The 17,628-nt window shown below is 64.4% G+C and carries 20 protein-coding genes; 13 read left to right on the top strand and 7 right to left on the bottom strand.

The annotated features are described in order from the left end of the window. Nucleotides 1-20 precede the first annotated feature (20 nt). From FJ942_RS04375 to FJ942_RS04350, 6 genes are all read left to right on the top strand, one after another. Entirely contained in the window at nt 21-836 is an 816-nt protein-coding gene (locus tag FJ942_RS04375) for an SDR family oxidoreductase (RefSeq protein WP_140496320.1), read from the top strand. Nucleotides 837-860: 24 nt separating this feature from the next. Further along, the gene (locus FJ942_RS04370; RefSeq protein WP_263483366.1) at nt 861-1,361 is read left to right on the top strand and encodes a MaoC family dehydratase; all 501 of its coding nucleotides are present in this window, start codon (nt 861-863) and stop codon (nt 1,359-1,361) included. After that, on the top strand, nt 1,358-2,389 hold the full coding sequence (locus FJ942_RS04365; protein ID WP_140513711.1) for a phosphotransferase family protein: 1,032 nt from the start codon (nt 1,358-1,360) through the stop codon (nt 2,387-2,389). The genes FJ942_RS04370 and FJ942_RS04365 overlap by 4 nt, the downstream gene beginning before the upstream one ends. A 17-nt stretch (nt 2,390-2,406) precedes the next feature. Beyond that, nucleotides 2,407-3,183: an SDR family oxidoreductase gene (locus FJ942_RS04360; protein WP_140897277.1), complete on the top strand. Its 777-nt coding sequence runs from the start codon at nt 2,407-2,409 to the stop codon at nt 3,181-3,183. Between the two features lie 105 nt (nt 3,184-3,288). Then, on the top strand, nt 3,289-3,933 hold the full coding sequence (locus FJ942_RS04355) for a TetR/AcrR family transcriptional regulator (RefSeq protein WP_140496323.1): 645 nt from the start codon (nt 3,289-3,291) through the stop codon (nt 3,931-3,933). A 194-nt stretch (nt 3,934-4,127) separates the two neighbouring features. Continuing rightward, nucleotides 4,128-4,376, top strand: coding sequence for a DUF680 domain-containing protein (locus FJ942_RS04350; protein WP_140897276.1), 249 nt, complete (start codon nt 4,128-4,130; stop codon nt 4,374-4,376). A gap of 44 nt (nt 4,377-4,420) precedes the next feature. Here FJ942_RS04350 and FJ942_RS04345 read toward each other — a convergent pair whose 3' ends face one another. The 7 genes from FJ942_RS04345 to FJ942_RS04315 form a co-directional block, all read right to left on the bottom strand. Further along, on the bottom strand, nt 4,421-5,470 hold the full coding sequence (locus FJ942_RS04345) for a Gfo/Idh/MocA family oxidoreductase (RefSeq protein ID WP_140816750.1): 1,050 nt from the start codon (nt 5,468-5,470) through the stop codon (nt 4,421-4,423). Between the two features lie 13 nt (nt 5,471-5,483). Continuing rightward, on the bottom strand, nt 5,484-6,269 hold the full coding sequence (locus FJ942_RS04340; RefSeq protein ID WP_140816752.1) for a ThuA domain-containing protein: 786 nt from the start codon (nt 6,267-6,269) through the stop codon (nt 5,484-5,486). Nucleotides 6,270-6,349: 80 nt separating this feature from the next. After that, nucleotides 6,350-6,571 carry a hypothetical protein gene (locus FJ942_RS04335; protein ID WP_140496327.1) on the bottom strand — a complete coding sequence of 74 codons (222 nt, stop codon included), beginning with the start codon at nt 6,569-6,571 and terminating at the stop codon, nt 6,350-6,352. Nucleotides 6,572-6,627: 56 nt separating this feature from the next. Next, nucleotides 6,628-7,212 (bottom strand): sarcosine oxidase subunit gamma, encoded by a 585-nt coding sequence (locus FJ942_RS04330; protein WP_140816756.1) that lies wholly within the window; start codon nt 7,210-7,212, stop codon nt 6,628-6,630. Next, nucleotides 7,205-10,198, bottom strand: coding sequence for a sarcosine oxidase subunit alpha (locus FJ942_RS04325; protein WP_140897275.1), 2,994 nt, complete (start codon nt 10,196-10,198; stop codon nt 7,205-7,207). Before FJ942_RS04325 ends, FJ942_RS04330 begins: the two co-directional genes overlap by 8 nt. Further along, nucleotides 10,195-10,506, bottom strand: coding sequence for a sarcosine oxidase subunit delta (locus FJ942_RS04320; RefSeq protein WP_140496330.1), 312 nt, complete (start codon nt 10,504-10,506; stop codon nt 10,195-10,197). The genes FJ942_RS04325 and FJ942_RS04320 overlap by 4 nt, the downstream gene beginning before the upstream one ends. Before the next feature lie 29 nt (nt 10,507-10,535). Then, nucleotides 10,536-11,789 (bottom strand): sarcosine oxidase subunit beta, encoded by a 1,254-nt coding sequence (locus FJ942_RS04315; protein WP_140624375.1) that lies wholly within the window; start codon nt 11,787-11,789, stop codon nt 10,536-10,538. A 265-nt stretch (nt 11,790-12,054) separates the two neighbouring features. On the opposite strand from FJ942_RS04315, the gene FJ942_RS04310 reads away from it, so the two are divergent. From FJ942_RS04310 to FJ942_RS04280, 7 genes are all read left to right on the top strand, one after another. After that, nucleotides 12,055-12,813, top strand: coding sequence for an SDR family oxidoreductase (locus FJ942_RS04310; RefSeq protein ID WP_140897274.1), 759 nt, complete (start codon nt 12,055-12,057; stop codon nt 12,811-12,813). Nucleotides 12,814-12,924: 111 nt separating this feature from the next. Beyond that, the gene (locus tag FJ942_RS04305) at nt 12,925-13,311 is read left to right on the top strand and encodes an SET domain-containing protein-lysine N-methyltransferase (RefSeq protein ID WP_140496333.1); all 387 of its coding nucleotides are present in this window, start codon (nt 12,925-12,927) and stop codon (nt 13,309-13,311) included. A 179-nt stretch (nt 13,312-13,490) separates the two neighbouring features. Beyond that, the gene (rpsU, locus tag FJ942_RS04300; RefSeq protein WP_010911429.1) at nt 13,491-13,757 is read left to right on the top strand and encodes a 30S ribosomal protein S21; all 267 of its coding nucleotides are present in this window, start codon (nt 13,491-13,493) and stop codon (nt 13,755-13,757) included. A gap of 141 nt (nt 13,758-13,898) precedes the next feature. Next, nucleotides 13,899-14,741: a tetratricopeptide repeat protein gene (locus FJ942_RS04295; RefSeq protein WP_140496334.1), complete on the top strand. Its 843-nt coding sequence runs from the start codon at nt 13,899-13,901 to the stop codon at nt 14,739-14,741. Between the two features lie 199 nt (nt 14,742-14,940). Beyond that, nucleotides 14,941-15,417: a DUF992 domain-containing protein gene (locus FJ942_RS04290; RefSeq protein ID WP_140816760.1), complete on the top strand. Its 477-nt coding sequence runs from the start codon at nt 14,941-14,943 to the stop codon at nt 15,415-15,417. Nucleotides 15,418-15,524: 107 nt separating this feature from the next. Then, a complete protein-coding gene (locus FJ942_RS04285; protein ID WP_140897273.1) occupies nt 15,525-16,007 on the top strand; it encodes a DUF992 domain-containing protein in 483 nt (160 codons plus the stop codon). Between the two features lie 178 nt (nt 16,008-16,185). Further along, complete coding sequence (locus FJ942_RS04280) at nt 16,186-17,622, top strand: MFS transporter (RefSeq protein ID WP_140897272.1); 1,437 nt, start codon at nt 16,186-16,188, stop codon at nt 17,620-17,622. Nucleotides 17,623-17,628: the final 6 nt, after the last annotated feature.

Below are 17,628 nucleotides of genomic sequence, written 5' to 3'. Positions count from 1 at the left end.
ATGAAAGGCGCAGGAGTTCGATGAGCTATCTCGACGATCTTTTTTCGGTGGCCGGCAAGACCGCGCTGGTCACGGGCGCGGCGACCGGCATCGGCCGCATGGCGGCGACGGGCCTCGTCAAGGCCGGCGCAACGGTGATGATCGCCTCGCGCAAGGGCGAGGACTGCATCAAGGTCGCCGAGGAATTGAACGGGTTTGGCGCGCCGGGCCGGGCGGAAGGCTTTGCCGGAGACGTTTCCAGCGAGGCCGGCATTGCCGCCTTGGTCGGCGAGGTCAAGACGCGGGCCGAACGGCTGCATATCCTGGTCAACAATGCCGGCGTGTCCTGGGGAGCGCCGCTGGAGAGCTTCCCCTATCATGCCTGGGCCAAGGTGTTCGGCGTCAACGTCACCGCCGTCTTCCACCTGACCCGCGAACTGCTGCCGCTGCTCGAAGCCGCCGCCAGCGACGAGGATCCAGCCCGGGTGATCAATCTGGGCTCCGTGATGGGCACGCAGCCGCTGGCCGACGACGCCTACTCCTACACCGCCTCCAAAGCGGCCGTTCATCACCTGACGCGCACCCTGGCGCTGGAATTCGCCGGCCGCCGCATCACCGTCAACGCCTTTGCCCCTGGGCCCTTCCAGAGCCGGATGACGGCGTTTGCCACCGCCACTGAGGAACAGGCCAGGTATGTCGGCAGCCACGTTCCGATCGGCCGTATCGGCGCCCCGGATGACATTGCCGGCGCAACGCTCTATTTGTGCAGCCGTGCAGGCAGCTATGTCACCGGCGCCATCCTGCCGATTGACGGCGGACAGTCGGTGCAGCATGGGCTGACCCTGTTCAAGGAATGACATGTCCGGCCGGGGAAGCCGGGGATGAAACTGGAGGACATCCGCGTGGAACCGATCAGTCTCGATGTGCTTCTGGCCAGCGTCGGCAAGGAGGTGGGCGTCTCGCCATGGCGGGTGGTCACGCAGCGCATGATCGACCAGTTCGCAGACGCTACCGACGACCACCAGTTCATCCATTGCGATCCCGAGCGGGCCAAACGCGAGACGCCGTTCGGCGGCACCATCGCGCATGGCTTCCTGTCGCTGTCGCTGTTGTCGGCAATGACGTTCGAGACCATGCCGCCGCTGGAAAACGGCAAGATGGGCGTCAACCACGGCTTCGATTCGCTGCGCTTCCTGGCGCCGGTGAAGACCGGCGCGCGCATCCGCACCCGTTTCGTGCTGGCTGACGTCAAGGTCAGGCCCTCAGGTTGGGTGCAGACGGCCCATGACGTGACGATCGAGATCGAGGGCTCGAAGAAACCGGCGCTCACCGCCCGCTGGCTGACGCTGACCCTGATCGAACGCCAGCCAGAGACCGCATGAGCGACCCGAACGCGCTCGACCAGGCAGCGCTTTCGCCCTATCTCGAGGCGCGGATCCCCGGTTTTGCCGGACTTTCCTCCGTCGAAAAATTCAAATCCGGCCAATCCAACCCGACCTATCTGCTGACGGCGGCCAGCGGCCGCTACGTGCTGCGCGCCAAGCCGCCGGGGCAGTTGCTGAAATCGGCACACCAGGTCGACCGTGAATTCAGGGTGATGAGCGCCCTTTCGGGCACCGCCGTGCCGGTGCCGCGGATGCTGCACCTCTCAGCCGAGAACTCACCGATCGGCCGCATGTTCTACATCATGGATTTCATCGACGGCCGCATCTTCTGGAATCCGGCACTGCCGGAAGCGCGCGACAATGGCGAGCGCGCCGCCATCTACGATGCCATGAACGCCACGCTCGCCGCCCTGCACGGCGTCGATATCGAGGCCGTGGGTCTCGGCGATTTCGGCCGGCCGGGTAACTATTTCGAGCGCCAACTGGCGCGTTGGACCAGTCAGTACCGCGCCTCGGAGACCGGTGCCATTGCCGACATGGACCGGCTGATCGACTGGCTGGAGACGCACAGGCCCGCCGACGACGGCCGTGTCTCGCTGGTGCATGGTGACTATCGGCTGGACAATCTGATATTCGCGCCGGACCGGCCCAAGGTGATGGCGGTGCTCGACTGGGAACTGTCCACATCAGGCCATCCATTTGCCGATATCGCCTACCAGTGCATGCAATGGCGCCTGCCGCATAGCTCGGGCTTTCGCGGCCTGGGCGGTATCGACCGCGCCGCGCTCGGACTGCCTTCGGAAGAGGACTATGTCGCCACCTATTGCCGGCGGCGCGGGCTCACCGGCATCGGCGACTGGACGTTCTTCCTCGCCTTCTCCTTCTTCCGGCTGGCCGCGATCTGCCAGGGCGTCTACAAGCGCGCGCTGGACGGCAATGCCTCGAACCCGGAAAAGGCCAGGACCTATGGCGAGGCGGTGAAACTGCTTTCGCACCTCGCCGCGAAACTGATCGACCGAAACTGATCGACGAGAAATAATCGATGGGCCGCTTCGACGGAAAAACGGTGTTGATCACGGGTGCCGCGGGCGGGCTTGGCCGCGGCGCGGCCAAAGCTTTTGCCGCCGAAGGCGCGCGGCTGGTCCTCTCCGACCTCGATGAACCAACCTTGAGGAGCTTTGCCGAAACGCTCGATGCCGAGACGGCGGTCCTGGCCGGCAACATCGCCGACGAGGCGCTGTCGCAGGCGCTGGTGGCTCTGGCGGTCGAAAGATTCGGCCGGCTGGATGTCGCAGTCAACAATGCCGGCATCGTGCAGAGTTTCGTGCGTTTGCCGCAGGTCGCCTCGGAGGAGGCGCGCCGGGTGATCGAAATCGATCTGCTCGGCGTCTTCTATGCCATGAAGCACCAAATCCCGCAGATGGAGCGGCAGTTCAAGGCGGACGGCAAGGGCGGCGCCATCGTCAACATCGCCTCCGCCGCCGGACTGGGTGGCGCGCCGAAGCTTTCGATCTATGCCGCCGCCAAGCACGGCGTGGTCGGGCTGACCCGGTCGGCGGCAATTGAATACGCCAGCAAGGGCCTGCGCATCAACGCGGTCTGTCCGGCGCACACGAGAACGGCGATGGTCGACGGTTTCGTGCGCGTCTCCGGCGCTCCGGAAGCCGACGCCCTGGCCGAACTGACGCGCGGCGTGCCGATGAGGAGGGTGGCCGAAGTGGATGAGATCACCACGGTGATCCTGTTCGCCGCCGACCCCGCCAACTCCTTCATGACCGGCCACACATTGGCCGTCGACGGCGGCGTCGGCGCCATCTGACGCCTGCCGCCTGGGAACCTGCGACGGGAACCAGCGACGCCCTTGTCCGTTTCCGTACAGCGTATATAATTCAGTTGGCCACCCAACCAGCAGAGGCAGGCGATATTGCCGGTGAGCGCCCAGACACGCCGCGAGAAACAAAAGGCCGAACAGCGTTCCGAACTTGTGGAGGCCGCGCACAAGCTCGTGCAGGAGGAAGGCTATGAGGGCCTGACCATCCGCAAGCTGGCCAAGCGCGTCGGCTACGCGCCGATGTCGGTCTATTCCTATTTCGCCGACAAGCAGGACATATTGTTCGCGCTGGCCGAGGATGCGTTCGAGACGCTTGCCCGGCGCATCGAGGAGCATCCTTCCGACGATCCGATCGAGGCGCTGCAAGCAGTGATGACGGAATACGCCGCATTCGGGCTTGGCAATCCCAATGAATACCGCACCGTCTTCATGACCGAAAAGACCAAGCTGCCGGCAGGCCGGAGCTACGAGGACATGGAAGAAAGCAACCCGGCGATGAAGGTGCTGATCAGCAGGGTCGAGGCCTGCGTCGCCGCGGGGAAGTTGCAGGGTGATCCGCGCGCCATTGCTACCATGCTGTGGGCGGTCGGCCACGGCACCATCTCGCTGCTGATCACCTTCCCCTTCTACCCCTTCGGTGATCCGCAGGCTTTCGTGAAACGGATGTGCGATTTCACCCTTGCCACGCTCAGCACGCAGAACGTGCCCCCGCTGACCGAGACACCGGTCAACTGCTGAACGATATCTCCTTGCGTATCCACGCTTCATCGACGCTCCGCGTTTAACGTGCCAAGCGGGGCGGATTTTCTTGGTTAACAAAAATTTCCGTACGTGTACGATTCTGGCTTGAACTCCGCGATCGGTGGGCGTATTTGTACGGAATACCGTACACGTACGAGAACAAATTCACCCATCGAACCCGGAGACGGACAATGAAAAAGACCCTCCTCACCCTCGCTGCCGTGCTGGCACTTTCGGGCTCGGCCCTTGCCGCCAACACGACCCACCCGGTCAAGCACGTGCCGCCGGCGACTTGCGTCGACACCAAGGCCAATGTGAAGCTCGATTGCGCATCGACCGGCTCGCTCGAGAAAAAGGGCGTCACGGAAAATACCGCTGAAGGCAAGGGCCCGCGCCTCGGCATCAGCATCAATCCCTGGATCGTGCCGAGCGCGTTCTGATAGCGGCAACACACGCCTGGCTGGTGCAGCCGACCAGATGTGATTCAGGCGATCGTGACCGGCAGTCTGGACGACGAACTCTCGAAGGCCGCGTCGATCAGCCTCTGCATGTCGGCGGCGCGACGGAAGGATGGATCGCCGTTCCTTCCCCTATCGAGCGCTTCGGCGAAACGCAGCGCGTTGCGCTTCACATCCGGCAGCGCCAGTGTCCGCCAACGTTGCTGGTCGATGTCCTCGGCCAGGCAGGCCGACAGGCGCGAAACCTTGCCGTCTGTTTTGACCTTGATGGCGCCCTTGGTGCCATGCATGGCCAGCGACAGGTCGTTGGCGTGGCCGGTCATGTAGCGGCTGGCGACGATCGTCGCGAGCGCCCCGCATTTGAACCGCGCCGTCATTGCGACACTGTCGTTGGCATCAAGCACATAATCGCCGATCCGATCGCCTTCGGCCTTGGGAAACGTCACCAGGTCGGCGTGCAGGGTGGCGATGTCCTGGTCGGCGCCATAGCTTGCGAAATCCAGAATGTGGATACCGACATCGCCGAGCACGCCCGTCGAGCCGTGCCGGTTGGACAGGCGCCACAGCCATTTGTCCTCGATGCGCCAGTCGCCCCATGATTTGCTGACCAGCCAGCTCTGTTTGTAGCTCGCCTCGACATGGCGCAATGCGCCGATCTCGCCGGCCTGCACCATGCGTCGCGCTTCCTCGATCGCCGCCGAGTTGCGGTAGGTCAGGTTGACCATGTTGACGACCCCGGCCGCCTCGGCCGCTTCCGTCATTGCAAGCGCGTCGGCATGGTTCGGCGCCAGCGGCTTTTCGCAAAAGACGTGTTTCCCATGGGCAAGCAGCGCCAGCGTCGTGGCCTTGTGCACGCCATCCGGCGTCGCATTGATGGCCGCATCGAACGCACCCCAGCCGATCGCCGCTTCCAGGCTCTCGAAAGACTGGCTGATCTGGTTGGCGGCGGCGAACCTCGCCGCCCGGCCCGGCACCTGGTCGACGCAGGCGACGATTGTGCAGCCTGGAATCCTGGCGAACTCCTCGACGTGATGTCCGGCAATGCCACCGGTGCCGAGCAGAAGGAGGCGGTGCATCTTCAACTCACGCCTAACTAAGGCCCTTGTCGCCGTCGGCATGCAGGCGCAGGCCCTTCTGGACGATCTTCTCCTTGGCCTGGTCTGTCGGCACGTTCGGCGCATTGATGATGCCGGACCATGCGGATGCGGGATTGTGCGCCCAATGCACGGCGTTACGCAGCACCTGCTGCACGCCTTCATTGTGGTAGATCGGGTAGGTCTCGTGGCCGGGCGAGAAATAGAAGATCCGTCCGGCGCCGCGCTGATAGGTCAGCCCCGACCGGAAGACTTCGCCGCCTTCGTACCAGGAGACGAACACCGTCTCCAGCGGCTCCGGTACCGCGAAGGGCTCGCCATACATCTCCGTCTCGCCGATCTCCAGGCACTCGCCGATACCTTGCGCGATCGGATGGCCGCGGTTGATGGCCCAGACGCGCTCGCGCTCGCCCGCTTCGCGCCATTTCAGCGAACAAGGCGTGCCCATCAGCCGCTTGAAGATCTTCGAATAGTGTCCGGAATGGAGCACGATCAGACCCATGCCTTCCCAGACCCGTTTCTGCACGCGCTCAACGATCTCGTCCTTGACCTCGCCATGGGCGGCATGGCCCCACCAGAGCAGGACATGGGTGGCAGCCAGCCGGCTTTCGCTCAAGCCGTGCTCCGGCTCCTGCAAGGTGGCGGTGGTCGCCTCGATGCCCTTATCCTGGTTGAGCGCGGCTGCAATGGTCCCATGCATGCCCAATGGATAAAGGCCGCGCACGGCGGCATTGGTCTGCTCATGGACATTCTCGCCCCAGACGACGGCTTTTACCGGCATTTTACGATCTCCCAAAGCGCTTTGAATATCCCACTTGGCGCCGTCTTGGAAAGATGGCTCCTCAACCGAAACTGGGGAAATCAGCGCGGTTTGCGTCCGGGAACGGTCTTGGCTTTACCCGGCCTTGCGGGGGCGCCGGGGATAGCCGTCCCCGTGATCGACACAGGATCGCTGGCCGGGAACGTATCCTCGAGGCCTTCCTCGAGTTCCTCTTCGGCGTCGGCCCCGTGATGCCGCTCATGCTCCAGGGAGCGCACGGCCGAGCTTTTCCCGGGCGACTTCGGCGTGGACTTCGATGGCATCGGCATTCTCCCTCGACCTGTTCCCGCAAACGGGCGCGGGCGGCAAACGTTCCGGGTCAGGCCGCCGCGTCGCGTGCTCCCTCGGAGAGGAAAGTAAAGACATAATCCGAGAAGGAACGCCAGCACTCGACCCGGAAAGCGTCTTGCGCCGTGCGCAGCAGAACGATCTCGGCCTTGCCGAGAATGGTACGCGAGGCGGCACCCACCGGGAAGGCTTCGAGCGACAGATCCTGCGGGCAGCCCGAATTGATTGCCGCGGCCGCGGCCGGACCGGCGACCGATATCGCAACGTTGCGATGCGAAATGCCGACAGCGGAATGCAAGGCGGAAATCTTTGCACAATCGGCGAGCGGGTCTTTGCCGGCCTCGTCGATGATCATCCATTCATCCGGCCCAAGCCATAGCGCGGTGCGCCCGCCTTTCGACACGGACGTCTTCGGCTTTTTCGGCAAGGTCACGCCGAGCGCCTTCGACAAGGCGGCAAGCGAAGCCTCCGGCGCGCGCAACGAGATACGCTCGGCAGGTGCCAGCACCTCGACCTTGGCGCCTGTCGCGGAGATGGTGCGCCCAGCAAGCGCCGGACGGCGCTCGACCGCCGGCGATGCGGCCGGAGCCACTTTGTTTGCGGCAGCCTTAGCCATTGAGGCGGCCTCCCGTTTCGTCGAAGAACACCATGCTGGAAACCTCCACTTCGATCGTCCCGCTCGGCATCGGCACGTAGAGCGTGTCGCCCGTGCGTGCGCGGCCGCCGGCGACCAGCGCCAGAGCGATCGAGCGGCCGCAATTCTGCGACCAATAGCTCGATGTGACATGGCCGATCATCTTCATCGGGATCGCCTGCCTGGGATCCTCGACGATCTGCGCGCCTTCCTCCAGCACCATCTTGGGATCCTTGGTCTTGAGGCCGACCAGTTGCTTGCGGCCCTTGGCGACCAGGTCAGGCCGCGTCAGGCCGCGAATGCCGACGAAATCGGCCTTCTTCTTGCCGACGGCCCAGTCGAGACCGGCATCATTGGGCGTCACCGTGCCGTCGGTGTCCTGGCCGACGATGATGTAGCCCTTCTCGGCGCGCAGCACGTGCATTGCCTCGGTGCCGTAGGCGGTTGCGCCATGCTTCTGGCCCTCGGCCCACAGCGCTTCCCACACGGCCTGACCGTAATCGGCCGGCACATTTACCTCGAAGCCGCGCTCGCCGGTGAACGACATGCGGAACAGCCTTGTCGGCACGCCGCATATCTTGCCCTCGCGCACCGACATGTGCGGGAGGGCCTCATCCGACATGTCGATGCCTTCGACCAGCGGCGCGATGATGTCGCGAGACTTCGGCCCCTGTACGGCGATAACAGCCCACTGCTCGGTGATCGAGGTCAGCCAGACATTGAGATGCGGGAACTCGGTCTGGAGATAATCCTCCATATGGTTCATGACGCGCGGCGCGCCGCCCGTCGTCGTCGTCACATGGAAACGGTCGGGCGCCAGCCTGCCGACGACGCCGTCATCATAGATGAAGCCGTCCTCGCGCAGCATGATGCCGTAGCGGCAGCGGCCGGGCTCCAGCTTTTCCCATGGATTGGTGTAGAGCAGCTCCATGAACTTGGCCGCATCGGGACCGACCACCTCGATCTTGCCGAGCGTCGAGGCGTCGAACAGGCCGGCCGTGTTTCGAACCGCGACGCACTCGCGGTCGACCGCCGCATGCATGTCCTCGCCACCCCTGGGGAAATACCAGGCGCGCTTCCACTGCCCGACATCCTCGAACACGGCGCCTTGGGCTTCAGCCCAGGGATGGATCGCCGTCTTGCGCGTCGGATCGAACAGCGGACCGCGCGCATGGCTGACGATGGCGCCGAAGGTCACCGGCGTATAAGGGGCGCGGAACGTAGTGAGGCCCACCTCGGGGATTGGCTTGCCAAGCGTCTCGGCGGCAATCGCCAGGCCGTGCATGTTCGAGGTCTTGCCCTGGTCGGTCGCCATGCCGTTGGTGGTGAAGCGCTTGACGTGCTCGATCGAGCGCATGCCCTCATGCACCGCCTGGCGGATGTCCTTGGCGGTGACGTCGTTCTGGAAATCGACGAAGGCCTTCACCGTCGTATCCGGACCGGCGCCGGGGGCGGCGCCCAGCATGCCACGCGACCAGCTTTCCGAGGCGTCGACTTTTGGCCTTGTACCCTTGGCAGTCTTTGCGCCGGCGTCCCTTGCCGCCTTGGCCCCTGCCGCATAGGCCTCGTCGAGGGTCGCCGACAGGCCGTCCGTGCCGTTGCAGGCGCCGACAGAGACGCAGTCCTGCGCGTAGGTGCCGGGCACGAAGCGCTTGGTTTCGTCGTTGAAGGCGACCTTGCCGCGCGACTGCGAGAACAGGTGCACCGACGGCGTCCAGCCGGCCGACATCAGGATCGCATCGACCGCAATGGTGCGCTCGCCGCCACCATTCTTCGGCTGCACCGTCATCGACGAGACGCGCAGCTTGCCTCCGGCGCGGATCACCGCGCGGCCGAAATTGATCTCGATGCCGAGCATCCTTGCTTCATCGATCACCGGCCCTGTCGGATTGTCGCGCAGATCGACGATAGCCGCGATGTTGACGCCGGCCTTCTTCAGGTCGATCGCCGCCGCGTAAGCGGAATCATTGGCGGTGTAGACGCCGACGTTTTTTCCGACCGCGACGCCATGGTGATTGAGATAGGTGCGCGCGGCCGAGGCCAGCATGATGCCCGGCCGGTCGTTGTTGGCGAACACCATGTGGCGCTCGATGGCCCCGGACGCCAGCACCACGCGCCTGGCGCGCACCTGCCACAGCCGCTCGCGCGGCAGGTCGTGGCCGGGATTTTGCAAATGATCGCTGACCCGTTCGACCAGGCCGACGAAGTTCTGTGCGTAGTAGCCGAAGGCAGTCGTGCGCGACAGCACGCGGACATTGTCCATGCCTTTCAGCCTGGCGATCGCCGCCTGCGCCCAGGCAAAGCCGCCCTGGCCGTCGATTTTCGCGCCGCTCTCGAAGCGCAGGCTGCCGCCGAATTCGGCCTGCTCATCGGCCAGAATGACCCGCACGCCGGTTTCAGCCGCTGCCAATGCAGCCGCGATGCCGGCCGCACCGCCGCCCAGCACCAGCACGTCGCAATGAGCGTAACGCGACGAATAATGGTCGGGGTCCGGCCTGTCGGGGGACACGCCAAGCCCGGCGGCTTCCCGGATCTTGGGTTCGTAGAGGCTCTTCCAGGCCGCCTTCGGCCACATGAAGGTCTTGTAGTAAAAGCCGGCCGAAAACAGCGGCGACGCCAGATCGTTGACCGCGCTGACGTCGAAGGACAGCGACGGCCAGCGGTTCTGCGAGTTGGCGGCGAGTCCGTCATAGAGTTCCTGCACGGTCGCGCGAACATTCGGCGTTTTGCGCGCGTCGTCGCGCACGATCTGCACCAGCGCGTTGGGCTCCTCCGCGCCGGCCGACAGCACGCCCCGCGGCCGGTGATATTTGAACGAGCGGCCGACCAGGTGCACGCCGTTGGCCAGCAGCGCCGAAGCCAGCGTATCGCCTTCGATGCCGACGAAGGACTGACCGTCGAAGCTGAAGCGGGCGGTCTTGGCCTGGCTCAGGCGGCCGGCGCTCGGTATGCGGAACGCGCCGCTCATTTGGCAACCACTTCGCTGGAGTTTTTGGGCAGCTTGGAAGGCTTCGGCTCGCCGGCCTTGTAGGTCATGACGAACTTGTCGGTGACGGTGTCGCGCACGGCGTTGAAGAAGCGCGCACAGCCATGCATGTGTCGCCAGCGCTCATAGATGATGCCTTTGGGATTCGAGCGGATGAAGAAGAATTTTTCGAAATCCTCGTCGCTCTCGCCTGACATGTTGGCCGAGCGCGCGATATGCGCCTCGCCGGCGTTGCGGAACTCGAGTTCCGGACGCTCTTCCTCGCAATAGGGGCAGCGGATGAGAAGCATTCTTGTTCGTTCCTACAGCTCAGTCATCGTCAGTGCGCCACCGCCGCCGCCGCCGCCTCGTCGATGAGCCGGCCGGTGCGGAAACGCTCGATGGTGAAGGGCGCGTTGATCGGATGCGGATCGTCCCTGGCGATGGTGTGGGCAAAGACATGGCCGGAGCCGGGTGTCGCCTTGAAGCCGCCCGTGCCCCAGCCGCAATTGACGTAGAGGCCGGGCACCGGCGTCTTGGCCAGGATCGGCGAGCGGTCGGGCGTGACGTCGACGATGCCGCCCCAGGAGCGCAGCATCTTCATGCGCGTGAAGATCGGGAACATCTCGCAGATTGCGTCCAGCGTATGCTGTAATATGTGCAGGCCGCCGGTCTGCGAGTAGGAGACGTACTGGTCGGTGCCGGCGCCGATCACCAGTTCGCCCTTGTCGGACTGCGAGATATAGGCATGCACCGTGTTCGACATCACCACGCAGGGAACGACAGGCTTGACCGGCTCCGAGACCAGCGCCTGCAGCGGATAGCTTTCCAGCGGCATTCGCACGCCGGCCATGTTCATAATGACCGAGGAATGGCCGGCCGCGACCACGCCGACCTTCTTGGCGCCGATGAAGCCGCGCGTCGTCTCGACACCGGTGACCGCGCCATTGGCCGCCCGCTTGACGCCGGTGACCTCGCAATTCTGGATGATGTGCACGCCCCGCGCCGAGGCGCCGCGCGCATACCCCCAGGCGACCGCGTCATGGCGCGCCGTGCCGCCGCGCCGCTGCAAGGCGGCACCGACGACCGGGTAGCGCGCATCCCTGGAAATATTGAGCGGCGGGCAGAATTCCTTCGCCTGCTCGGGTGTGAGCCATTCATTGTCGATGCCGTTCAGCCGGTTGGCGTGGACATGGCGCTTCAGCACCTGGATGTCGTGCACATTGTGCGCCAGCATCATGACGCCGCGCGCCGAATACATGACGTTGTAATTGAGCTCCTGGCTGAGCCCGTCCCACAATTTCAGCGCATGGTCGTAGATGCCGGCGCTCTCGTCATAGAGATAGTTGGAGCGGATGATGGTGGTGTTGCGGCCGGTATTGCCGCCACCGAGCCAGCCCTTCTCCAGCACCGCGACATTGGTGATGCCGTGCACGGTGGCGAGATAATAGGCGGTAGCCAGGCCATGGCCGCCGGCGCCCACGATGACGACGTCGTATTCCTTCTTCGGCTCCGGCGAGGACCATTGCTCCTCCCAGCCCTTGTGGCCGCGCATGGCCTCACGCGCGATGGCGAATACAGAGTATTTCTTCACGTTCCAGCCTCGCGCCAAAGTCTCGCGGATTTGCGGCCGGGCTAGCAATTTCCCCCGGCGCGCGAGGTGTATCACTAGCGAAACAGCGCTGCCACCCTTGCGCTGTTTGCGACGGCTCTTGCCGTTTTGCGCCGCAACCGGCCGCGGCGTGCGAGGCCAGGGAAAATCGGCGGGTTCGCAGCTTTCGGGTGGCTGCGGCCATGCTCATTTGCGACGACGCATCCGACCGCCGGCAAGGCCGGCTTAGCGGAAGGATGACAGAAACATGCTCGCACTCGTCAACAAGATCGCCATCGTCACTGGCGCCAGTTCCGGCATCGGCCGCGCCACTGCAAAGCTCTTTGCCGAGGAAGGAGCCAAGGTCGTCGCCGCCGCGCGCCGTCAGGCCGAGCTCGATAGGCTTGTCGAGGAGATCGTGGAAACCGGCGGCACTGCGCTCGCTCTTGCCGGCGACGTCAGGGACGAAGCCTATGCGAAGGCGCTGGTCGATCTCGCGACCGGTAGCTTCGGTGGTCTCGACATTGCATTCAACAATGCCGGCGCTGTCGGCATGATGGCGCCGCTGCCGGACCTGCCGCCGGCGTCGTGGCATGACACGATGGATACCAATCTGACCAGCGCCTATCTGGCCGCCAGGCATCAGATACCGGCGATGCTGGAGCGTGGCGGCGGATCGCTGGTCTTCACCTCCAGCTTCGTCGGCTACACCGCCGGCATGCCAGGCATGGCGGCCTACGCCGCGGCCAAGGCCGGCCTGATCGGCCTGACGCAAGTGCTGGCCGCCGAGTACGGGCCGAAGGGGTTGCGCGTCAACGCACTGCTGCCAGGCGGCACAGACACGCCCGGCGCGACCACAACCACGCCCGAGGCCCGCACGTTCGTCGAAGGCATCCATGCCCTGAAGCGGATGGCCTGGCCGGAAGAGATCGCCCGCTCGGCGCTTTATCTTGCCTCCGACGCGTCGAGCTTCACCACCGGAACGGCGCTGTTCGCCGACGGCGGCGTGTCGATCAACCGGACGTGAACGGTTTCGGCGCCGGCATGCGGATCAACGCGGGCCGCGATGTCGCAATCCGGGCTTGCATTTGGGCTCGAATTGACGATTCCGTTCTCTCCTTGGAAACGGGCCGGAACCATGCTGCTGATCAAAACCTATGTCGCCCAAAGCGCAATCGAGGGCGTCGGCGTGTTCGCCGCCGAGCCAATCAGGAAAGGCGCCTCGATCTGGCGGCTCGACCCGGATTTCGACCGGCTGATCCCGCTGGAAAAATACCAGGCGGCACCCTCGCATCTCAGGGAACTGCTCGACCGCTACGCCTATCCCAGTCCCGACCGGCCCGGCTTCGTGGTCTATGAGGTCGACAATGGCCGCTTCATGAACCATTCGGCGACGCCGAACACGGACTTTTCGCAATATGGCGGGGCAACTGCGACCCGCGACATAGCGGCGGGCGAAGAGATAACCTGCGACTATGGCGAATTCTTCGAGGATTTTGAGCGGTTGCATCTGGCTACCGCGTAGTTGGCTGCCTATCTTGCGAGCGCCCGCTGGGCGAATTGGCCGCCTCCGTTCATTTCGGCTGTGGACAGCGCGGCGTGATTCTGCTATCAGCCGCCACAATTCGTGGTGTAAATCGCCGCGGAGGCTAGTGGCTATGGCCGCTTGCCTGTTGATATCAAACCCGAAAGACAGGATTGCCCGTGCAGGTACTCGTCCGCGACAACAATGTTGATCAGGCGCTTCGCGCTCTCAAGAAGAAGATGCAGCGCGAAGGCATCTTCCGCGAAATGAAGATGCGCGGTCACTACGAGAAGCCTTCCGAGAAGCGCGCCCGTGAAAAGGCCGAAGCCGTGCGCCGAGCCCGCAAGCTGGCCCGCAAGCGTGCACAGCGCGAAGGTCTGCTGCCGATGACGCCGCGTCCGGTGGCTGCCGGCGGTGCCGCCGGTGCAGCGCGTCCGCCGCGCTGATTAACGCCTATATTTCGTCCTTTTCGAAGGATACCAGGGGTGGCGCGATGCGGAATCGCCGCCACCTTTTTATTTTGATGTGACCCGGCCCGGAGGGGGGATCCGGACCTGAATGACGCGGCAAGTGAGGACAGGGCAGACATGAACGCAATCAGCGTGGAGAGCAAAACCACATTTCGTGGCTTTGCCCTGGCGACAGCCCTGCTTTCCGGATTGATGCTTGCCGGCTGCCAGACCTCAGGCCCGACCGGCGAGTTCAACAACATCGACAAGGCGCAAGGGTCGAGCGAGAATATCTCCTCGCTGTCGGCGGTGATTCAGCGCAATCCGCAGGATCCTGAAGGCTACAATGTGCGCGGCTCGGCCTATGGCCGGGGCGGCCAATACCAGGCGGCGCTCAAGGATTTCAACCAGGCCATCCAGCTTAACCCGAATTTCTACCAGGCCTATTCGAACCGTGCGCTCATCCAGCGCTTCCTCGGCAATCAGGAAGCAGCGCTGGCGGACTACAACCGCTCGATCCAGATCAATGGCAACTACGATGCCGCCTATATCGGCCGTGGCAATCTCTACCGCAAGGCCGGCCGCACCCAGGAAGCCTTCAACGACTTCCAGAAGGCGATCCAGCTCGACACGACCGATGCCCGCGCCTATCACAATCGGGGCCTGATCTATCAGAGCCAGGGCCAGCACAAATTCGCCATCGAGGATTTCTCGACCGCCATCTCGCTGGCCCCGGACGCCGCCGAGCCGTATAATGGCCGCGGCCTTTCCTACCTCGCCACCAATGACGAGGACAATGCCTTTTCCGATTTCAACATGGCCATCAAGCTCGACGGCAAGAACGCCGAAGCCTGGTCCAACCAGGCGCTGATCTACGAGCGGCGCGGCGACAAGGCCAAGGCGGCCAAGTCCTACCGCGAAGCCGTTCGGCTCGATCCCACCTACCAGCCTGCCAAGGATGGCCTCGCCCGCGTCAGCTGACATCAGGCAAGGCCGGCCAAGCCCACGCGTCGGATGCGTGTCCGAAAGGACACGTATCGCCGCAGATCGCCATCAATCCGGCAACCGCGCGCTGACCCCGCTGCAAGCCGTGATCGCCTGCCTTGTTCGCGCCAAGGTTTCAGCGGAACGGTCTGGTCACCCAGCCGTTACTTTGAAGCGTTTTGCGAAAGGACCTCCCATGATCAAGAAACTCGTCTGCGCCGCTGCGCTCGCCACGACCATGTTCGCTGTTGCACCGGCAAGCGCCGGCAGACTGCAGCTCGGCACGCTCGACTGCACCATCGACGGCGGCACCGGCTACATCGTGACATCCAACAAGGGCGTGTCCTGTGTCTTCCGTCCTTCCCATCACGGGGCGCCGGAAATTTACACCGGGGTCATCTCCAAGCTCGGCGTCGACGTCGGCCAGACGCACCAGGGCCAGTTGGTATGGGCCGTACTGGCGGCGACCCGTGACCGCGACGCGGGTGACCTTGCCGGCAGCTACTACGGCGTCAATGCCGAGGCGAGCGTCGTGACCGGCGGCGGCGCCAATCTGCTGGTCGGCGGCTTCGACAGCGCCTTCATGCTGGAGCCGCTCAGCGTCCAGGCGCAGACCGGCGTCAACCTGGCCGTTGCCGTGACCTCGCTTGAGCTGATCCACTCTCTCAAATGAAGTCATGGAGCCACTGAAGTCATGGAGCCATGCGCTCCATGACCCCCTCACGCCACGGCGCGGAACCGGATAGAATGGCTCCGCGCCGTTTGTTTGGGGGGACCGCCATGCCGAGGACAGCCATCGCCGCTGCCGTGATCGCAATTGTGCTTGTCGGCGCGGCACGGGCACAGGACCAGGGCATCGAGCTCGGCACACTTGAATGCGCCATATCGGGCGGCACCGGCTTCATCTTCGGCTCGAGCAAGGATCTGAGCTGCACCTTCACCCCTGCCGACAAGACTTTCGCGCCGGAAGCCTATTTCGGCGCGGTCAACAAATACGGCCTCGACATCGGCACGACCAAGCAGGCGGTGATGCGATGGCTGGTGCTGACGCCGCTGAAGAACATCTACGCGCCGGGCGCATTGGCCGGCGACTATGTCGGCGCCAGCGCCGAGGTGACGGCAACCGTCGGCGCCGGGGCCAATCTGCTGGTTGGCGGCTCCTCGCAGTCCTTCACCTTGCAGCCGCTCAGCCTGCAGACCCAGACCGGCATCAATTTCGCCATCGGTGTCAGCCAGTTCCAGCTGCGCAGCACGGAGAACTGATTGGCCGGCGATGCCGGCCGGCCAGGGATGCGGGCATCCACGAACATGTCCAAAAAATCGCTTGAGCTCAAGCTTGGTTGAGGTTCTACAAACCCATCCGACCATGGTCCTGCCGGACCCCCGAGCCGGCTCCTGGCGCCATGCGTTTGCATCGGGATATGAAATTCGAGGGACCGAAGTGACCGACATCAGCACAAACAGGGTCGACTGGCGCGCATTGTGGGCGAGCGGCGACCTCGCGCGCTTCTGCTTCATCAGCCTCGGCATCCTGCTGCACGCCACCAACGAGACGATGGTGGCGACCGTCATGCCCGCCATGATCGGCGAACTGGCGGGCGTGCAGCTCGTCGGCTGGTCGCTGGCGATCTATGAACTGGGCGCCATCGTCGCCGGTGCCGCGGCCGGACGGCTGGTCAGCTATGTGGCGCTGCGCACCAACATGGTGGTCGCGGCGCTGCTTTACGCGGCCGGCGCGCTGATCTGCGCCACCGCGCCCTCGATGCAATTGTTCCTGGCCGGGCGCCTGATCGAGGGCCTGGGCGGCGGCGCGCTGGTGTCGCTGGCTTTCGTCTCGGTGGAGCGCCTGTTTCCGCGGGCCATCTGGCCGCAGCTTTTCGGTATCATGTCGGCGATCTGGGGCGTCGCCGCCTTCAGCGGGCCGATGCTTGGCGCGATCATGACAGAGCTTCTGTCATGGCGCTGGGCGTTCGGCATCTTCGTGTTCGGCGGTGCGGCGATGGCGCTGGCGAGCTTCGTCGTGCTCGACACGCCGGAAGCGACGAGGCCGAGTGCCGGCGCGGGCAAGGCACCACCCTTCCCGCTCATAGCGCTTGGCTGCCTTGCCGTCGCCGTCGTGCTGATCGCCTCGGCGGGGGTCGATATCGCCCTTCTGCGCTCGTCGCTGCTGATGGTGCTCGGCCTGATCGGCCTTGTGCTGTTCTTCCGTATCGATGCGCTGAAGCCGAAATCGCGGCTTTTCCCCTCGCGGCTGTTCTCGTGGCGCACGCCGGTCGGCAGCGGCATGACCATGGTCGCCGCCCTCTCGGTGGCGACCTGTTCCTTTGCCATTTACGGCCCGCTGCTTCTGACCACGCTGCACCACGTTCCGCTCCTGACCACCGGCTACATCATCGCCGCCGAATCGATCGCCTGGTCGATCCTGTCGATCCTTGTCGCCAACGCGCCACAGGAGCGTGAGAGATCGATCATCGTCATCGGCGCCCTGATGATCGCCACCGGCCTCGCTGGTTTCGCCTACACCATCCCGGCAGGCTCGATCCCGCTGATCCTGGTATGCGCCCTTTTGCAGGGTGGCGGCTTCGGCGTTGCCTGGCCGTTCCTGACGCGCGTCATCGTGGCCTCCGCGCCGGTTGATGAGCAGACCATCGCCTCGGCCGCGGTGCCGACCATGCAGCGCATCGGCTATGCTGTGGGTGCCGCCCTTGCCGGCATCGTCGCCAATGCCAGCGGCTTTTCGCAGGGCCTGAACCGGGACGCGGCGGCTGATGTGGCGACCTGGCTGTTCCTCGCCTTCGTACCCCTCGGCATCATTGGCTGCCTCGCCGCCTTGCGCACATCGACGACCGCGAACCGGCTGCCGGAAGCTGTCGGCTAATCAGGC

It is taken from the genome of Mesorhizobium sp. B2-4-2 (assembly GCF_006442845.1).
GTDB lineage: Bacteria > Pseudomonadota > Alphaproteobacteria > Rhizobiales > Rhizobiaceae > Mesorhizobium.
This window is presented reverse-complemented; position numbering and strand designations above follow the sequence as displayed.

Bases quoted from the DNA above. Each gene is read 5' to 3' on its own strand.
- FJ942_RS04340 (WP_140816752.1), bottom strand. From the start codon at position 6,269: ATGCCGGTAAAAGCCGTCGTCTGGGGCGAGAATGTCCATGAGCAGACC.
- FJ942_RS04375 (WP_140496320.1), top strand. From the start codon at position 21: ATGAGCTATCTCGACGATCTTTTTTCGGTGGCCGGCAAGACCGCGCTG.
- FJ942_RS04325 (WP_140897275.1), bottom strand. From the start codon at position 10,198: ATGAGCGGCGCGTTCCGCATACCGAGCGCCGGCCGCCTGAGCCAGGCC.
- FJ942_RS04295 (WP_140496334.1), top strand. From the start codon at position 13,899: ATGAACGCAATCAGCGTGGAGAGCAAAACCACATTTCGTGGCTTTGCC.
- FJ942_RS04320 (WP_140496330.1), bottom strand. From the start codon at position 10,506: ATGCTTCTCATCCGCTGCCCCTATTGCGAGGAAGAGCGTCCGGAACTC.
- FJ942_RS04330 (WP_140816756.1), bottom strand. From the start codon at position 7,212: ATGGCTAAGGCTGCCGCAAACAAAGTGGCTCCGGCCGCATCGCCGGCG.
- FJ942_RS04365 (WP_140513711.1), top strand. From the start codon at position 1,358: ATGAGCGACCCGAACGCGCTCGACCAGGCAGCGCTTTCGCCCTATCTC.
- FJ942_RS04350 (WP_140897276.1), top strand. From the start codon at position 4,128: ATGAAAAAGACCCTCCTCACCCTCGCTGCCGTGCTGGCACTTTCGGGC.
- FJ942_RS04310 (WP_140897274.1), top strand. From the start codon at position 12,055: ATGCTCGCACTCGTCAACAAGATCGCCATCGTCACTGGCGCCAGTTCC.
- FJ942_RS04370 (WP_263483366.1), top strand. From the start codon at position 861: ATGAAACTGGAGGACATCCGCGTGGAACCGATCAGTCTCGATGTGCTT.
- FJ942_RS04335 (WP_140496327.1), bottom strand. From the start codon at position 6,571: ATGCCATCGAAGTCCACGCCGAAGTCGCCCGGGAAAAGCTCGGCCGTG.
- FJ942_RS04305 (WP_140496333.1), top strand. From the start codon at position 12,925: ATGCTGCTGATCAAAACCTATGTCGCCCAAAGCGCAATCGAGGGCGTC.
- FJ942_RS04285 (WP_140897273.1), top strand. From the start codon at position 15,525: ATGCCGAGGACAGCCATCGCCGCTGCCGTGATCGCAATTGTGCTTGTC.
- FJ942_RS04290 (WP_140816760.1), top strand. From the start codon at position 14,941: ATGATCAAGAAACTCGTCTGCGCCGCTGCGCTCGCCACGACCATGTTC.
- FJ942_RS04360 (WP_140897277.1), top strand. From the start codon at position 2,407: ATGGGCCGCTTCGACGGAAAAACGGTGTTGATCACGGGTGCCGCGGGC.
- FJ942_RS04345 (WP_140816750.1), bottom strand. From the start codon at position 5,470: ATGCACCGCCTCCTTCTGCTCGGCACCGGTGGCATTGCCGGACATCAC.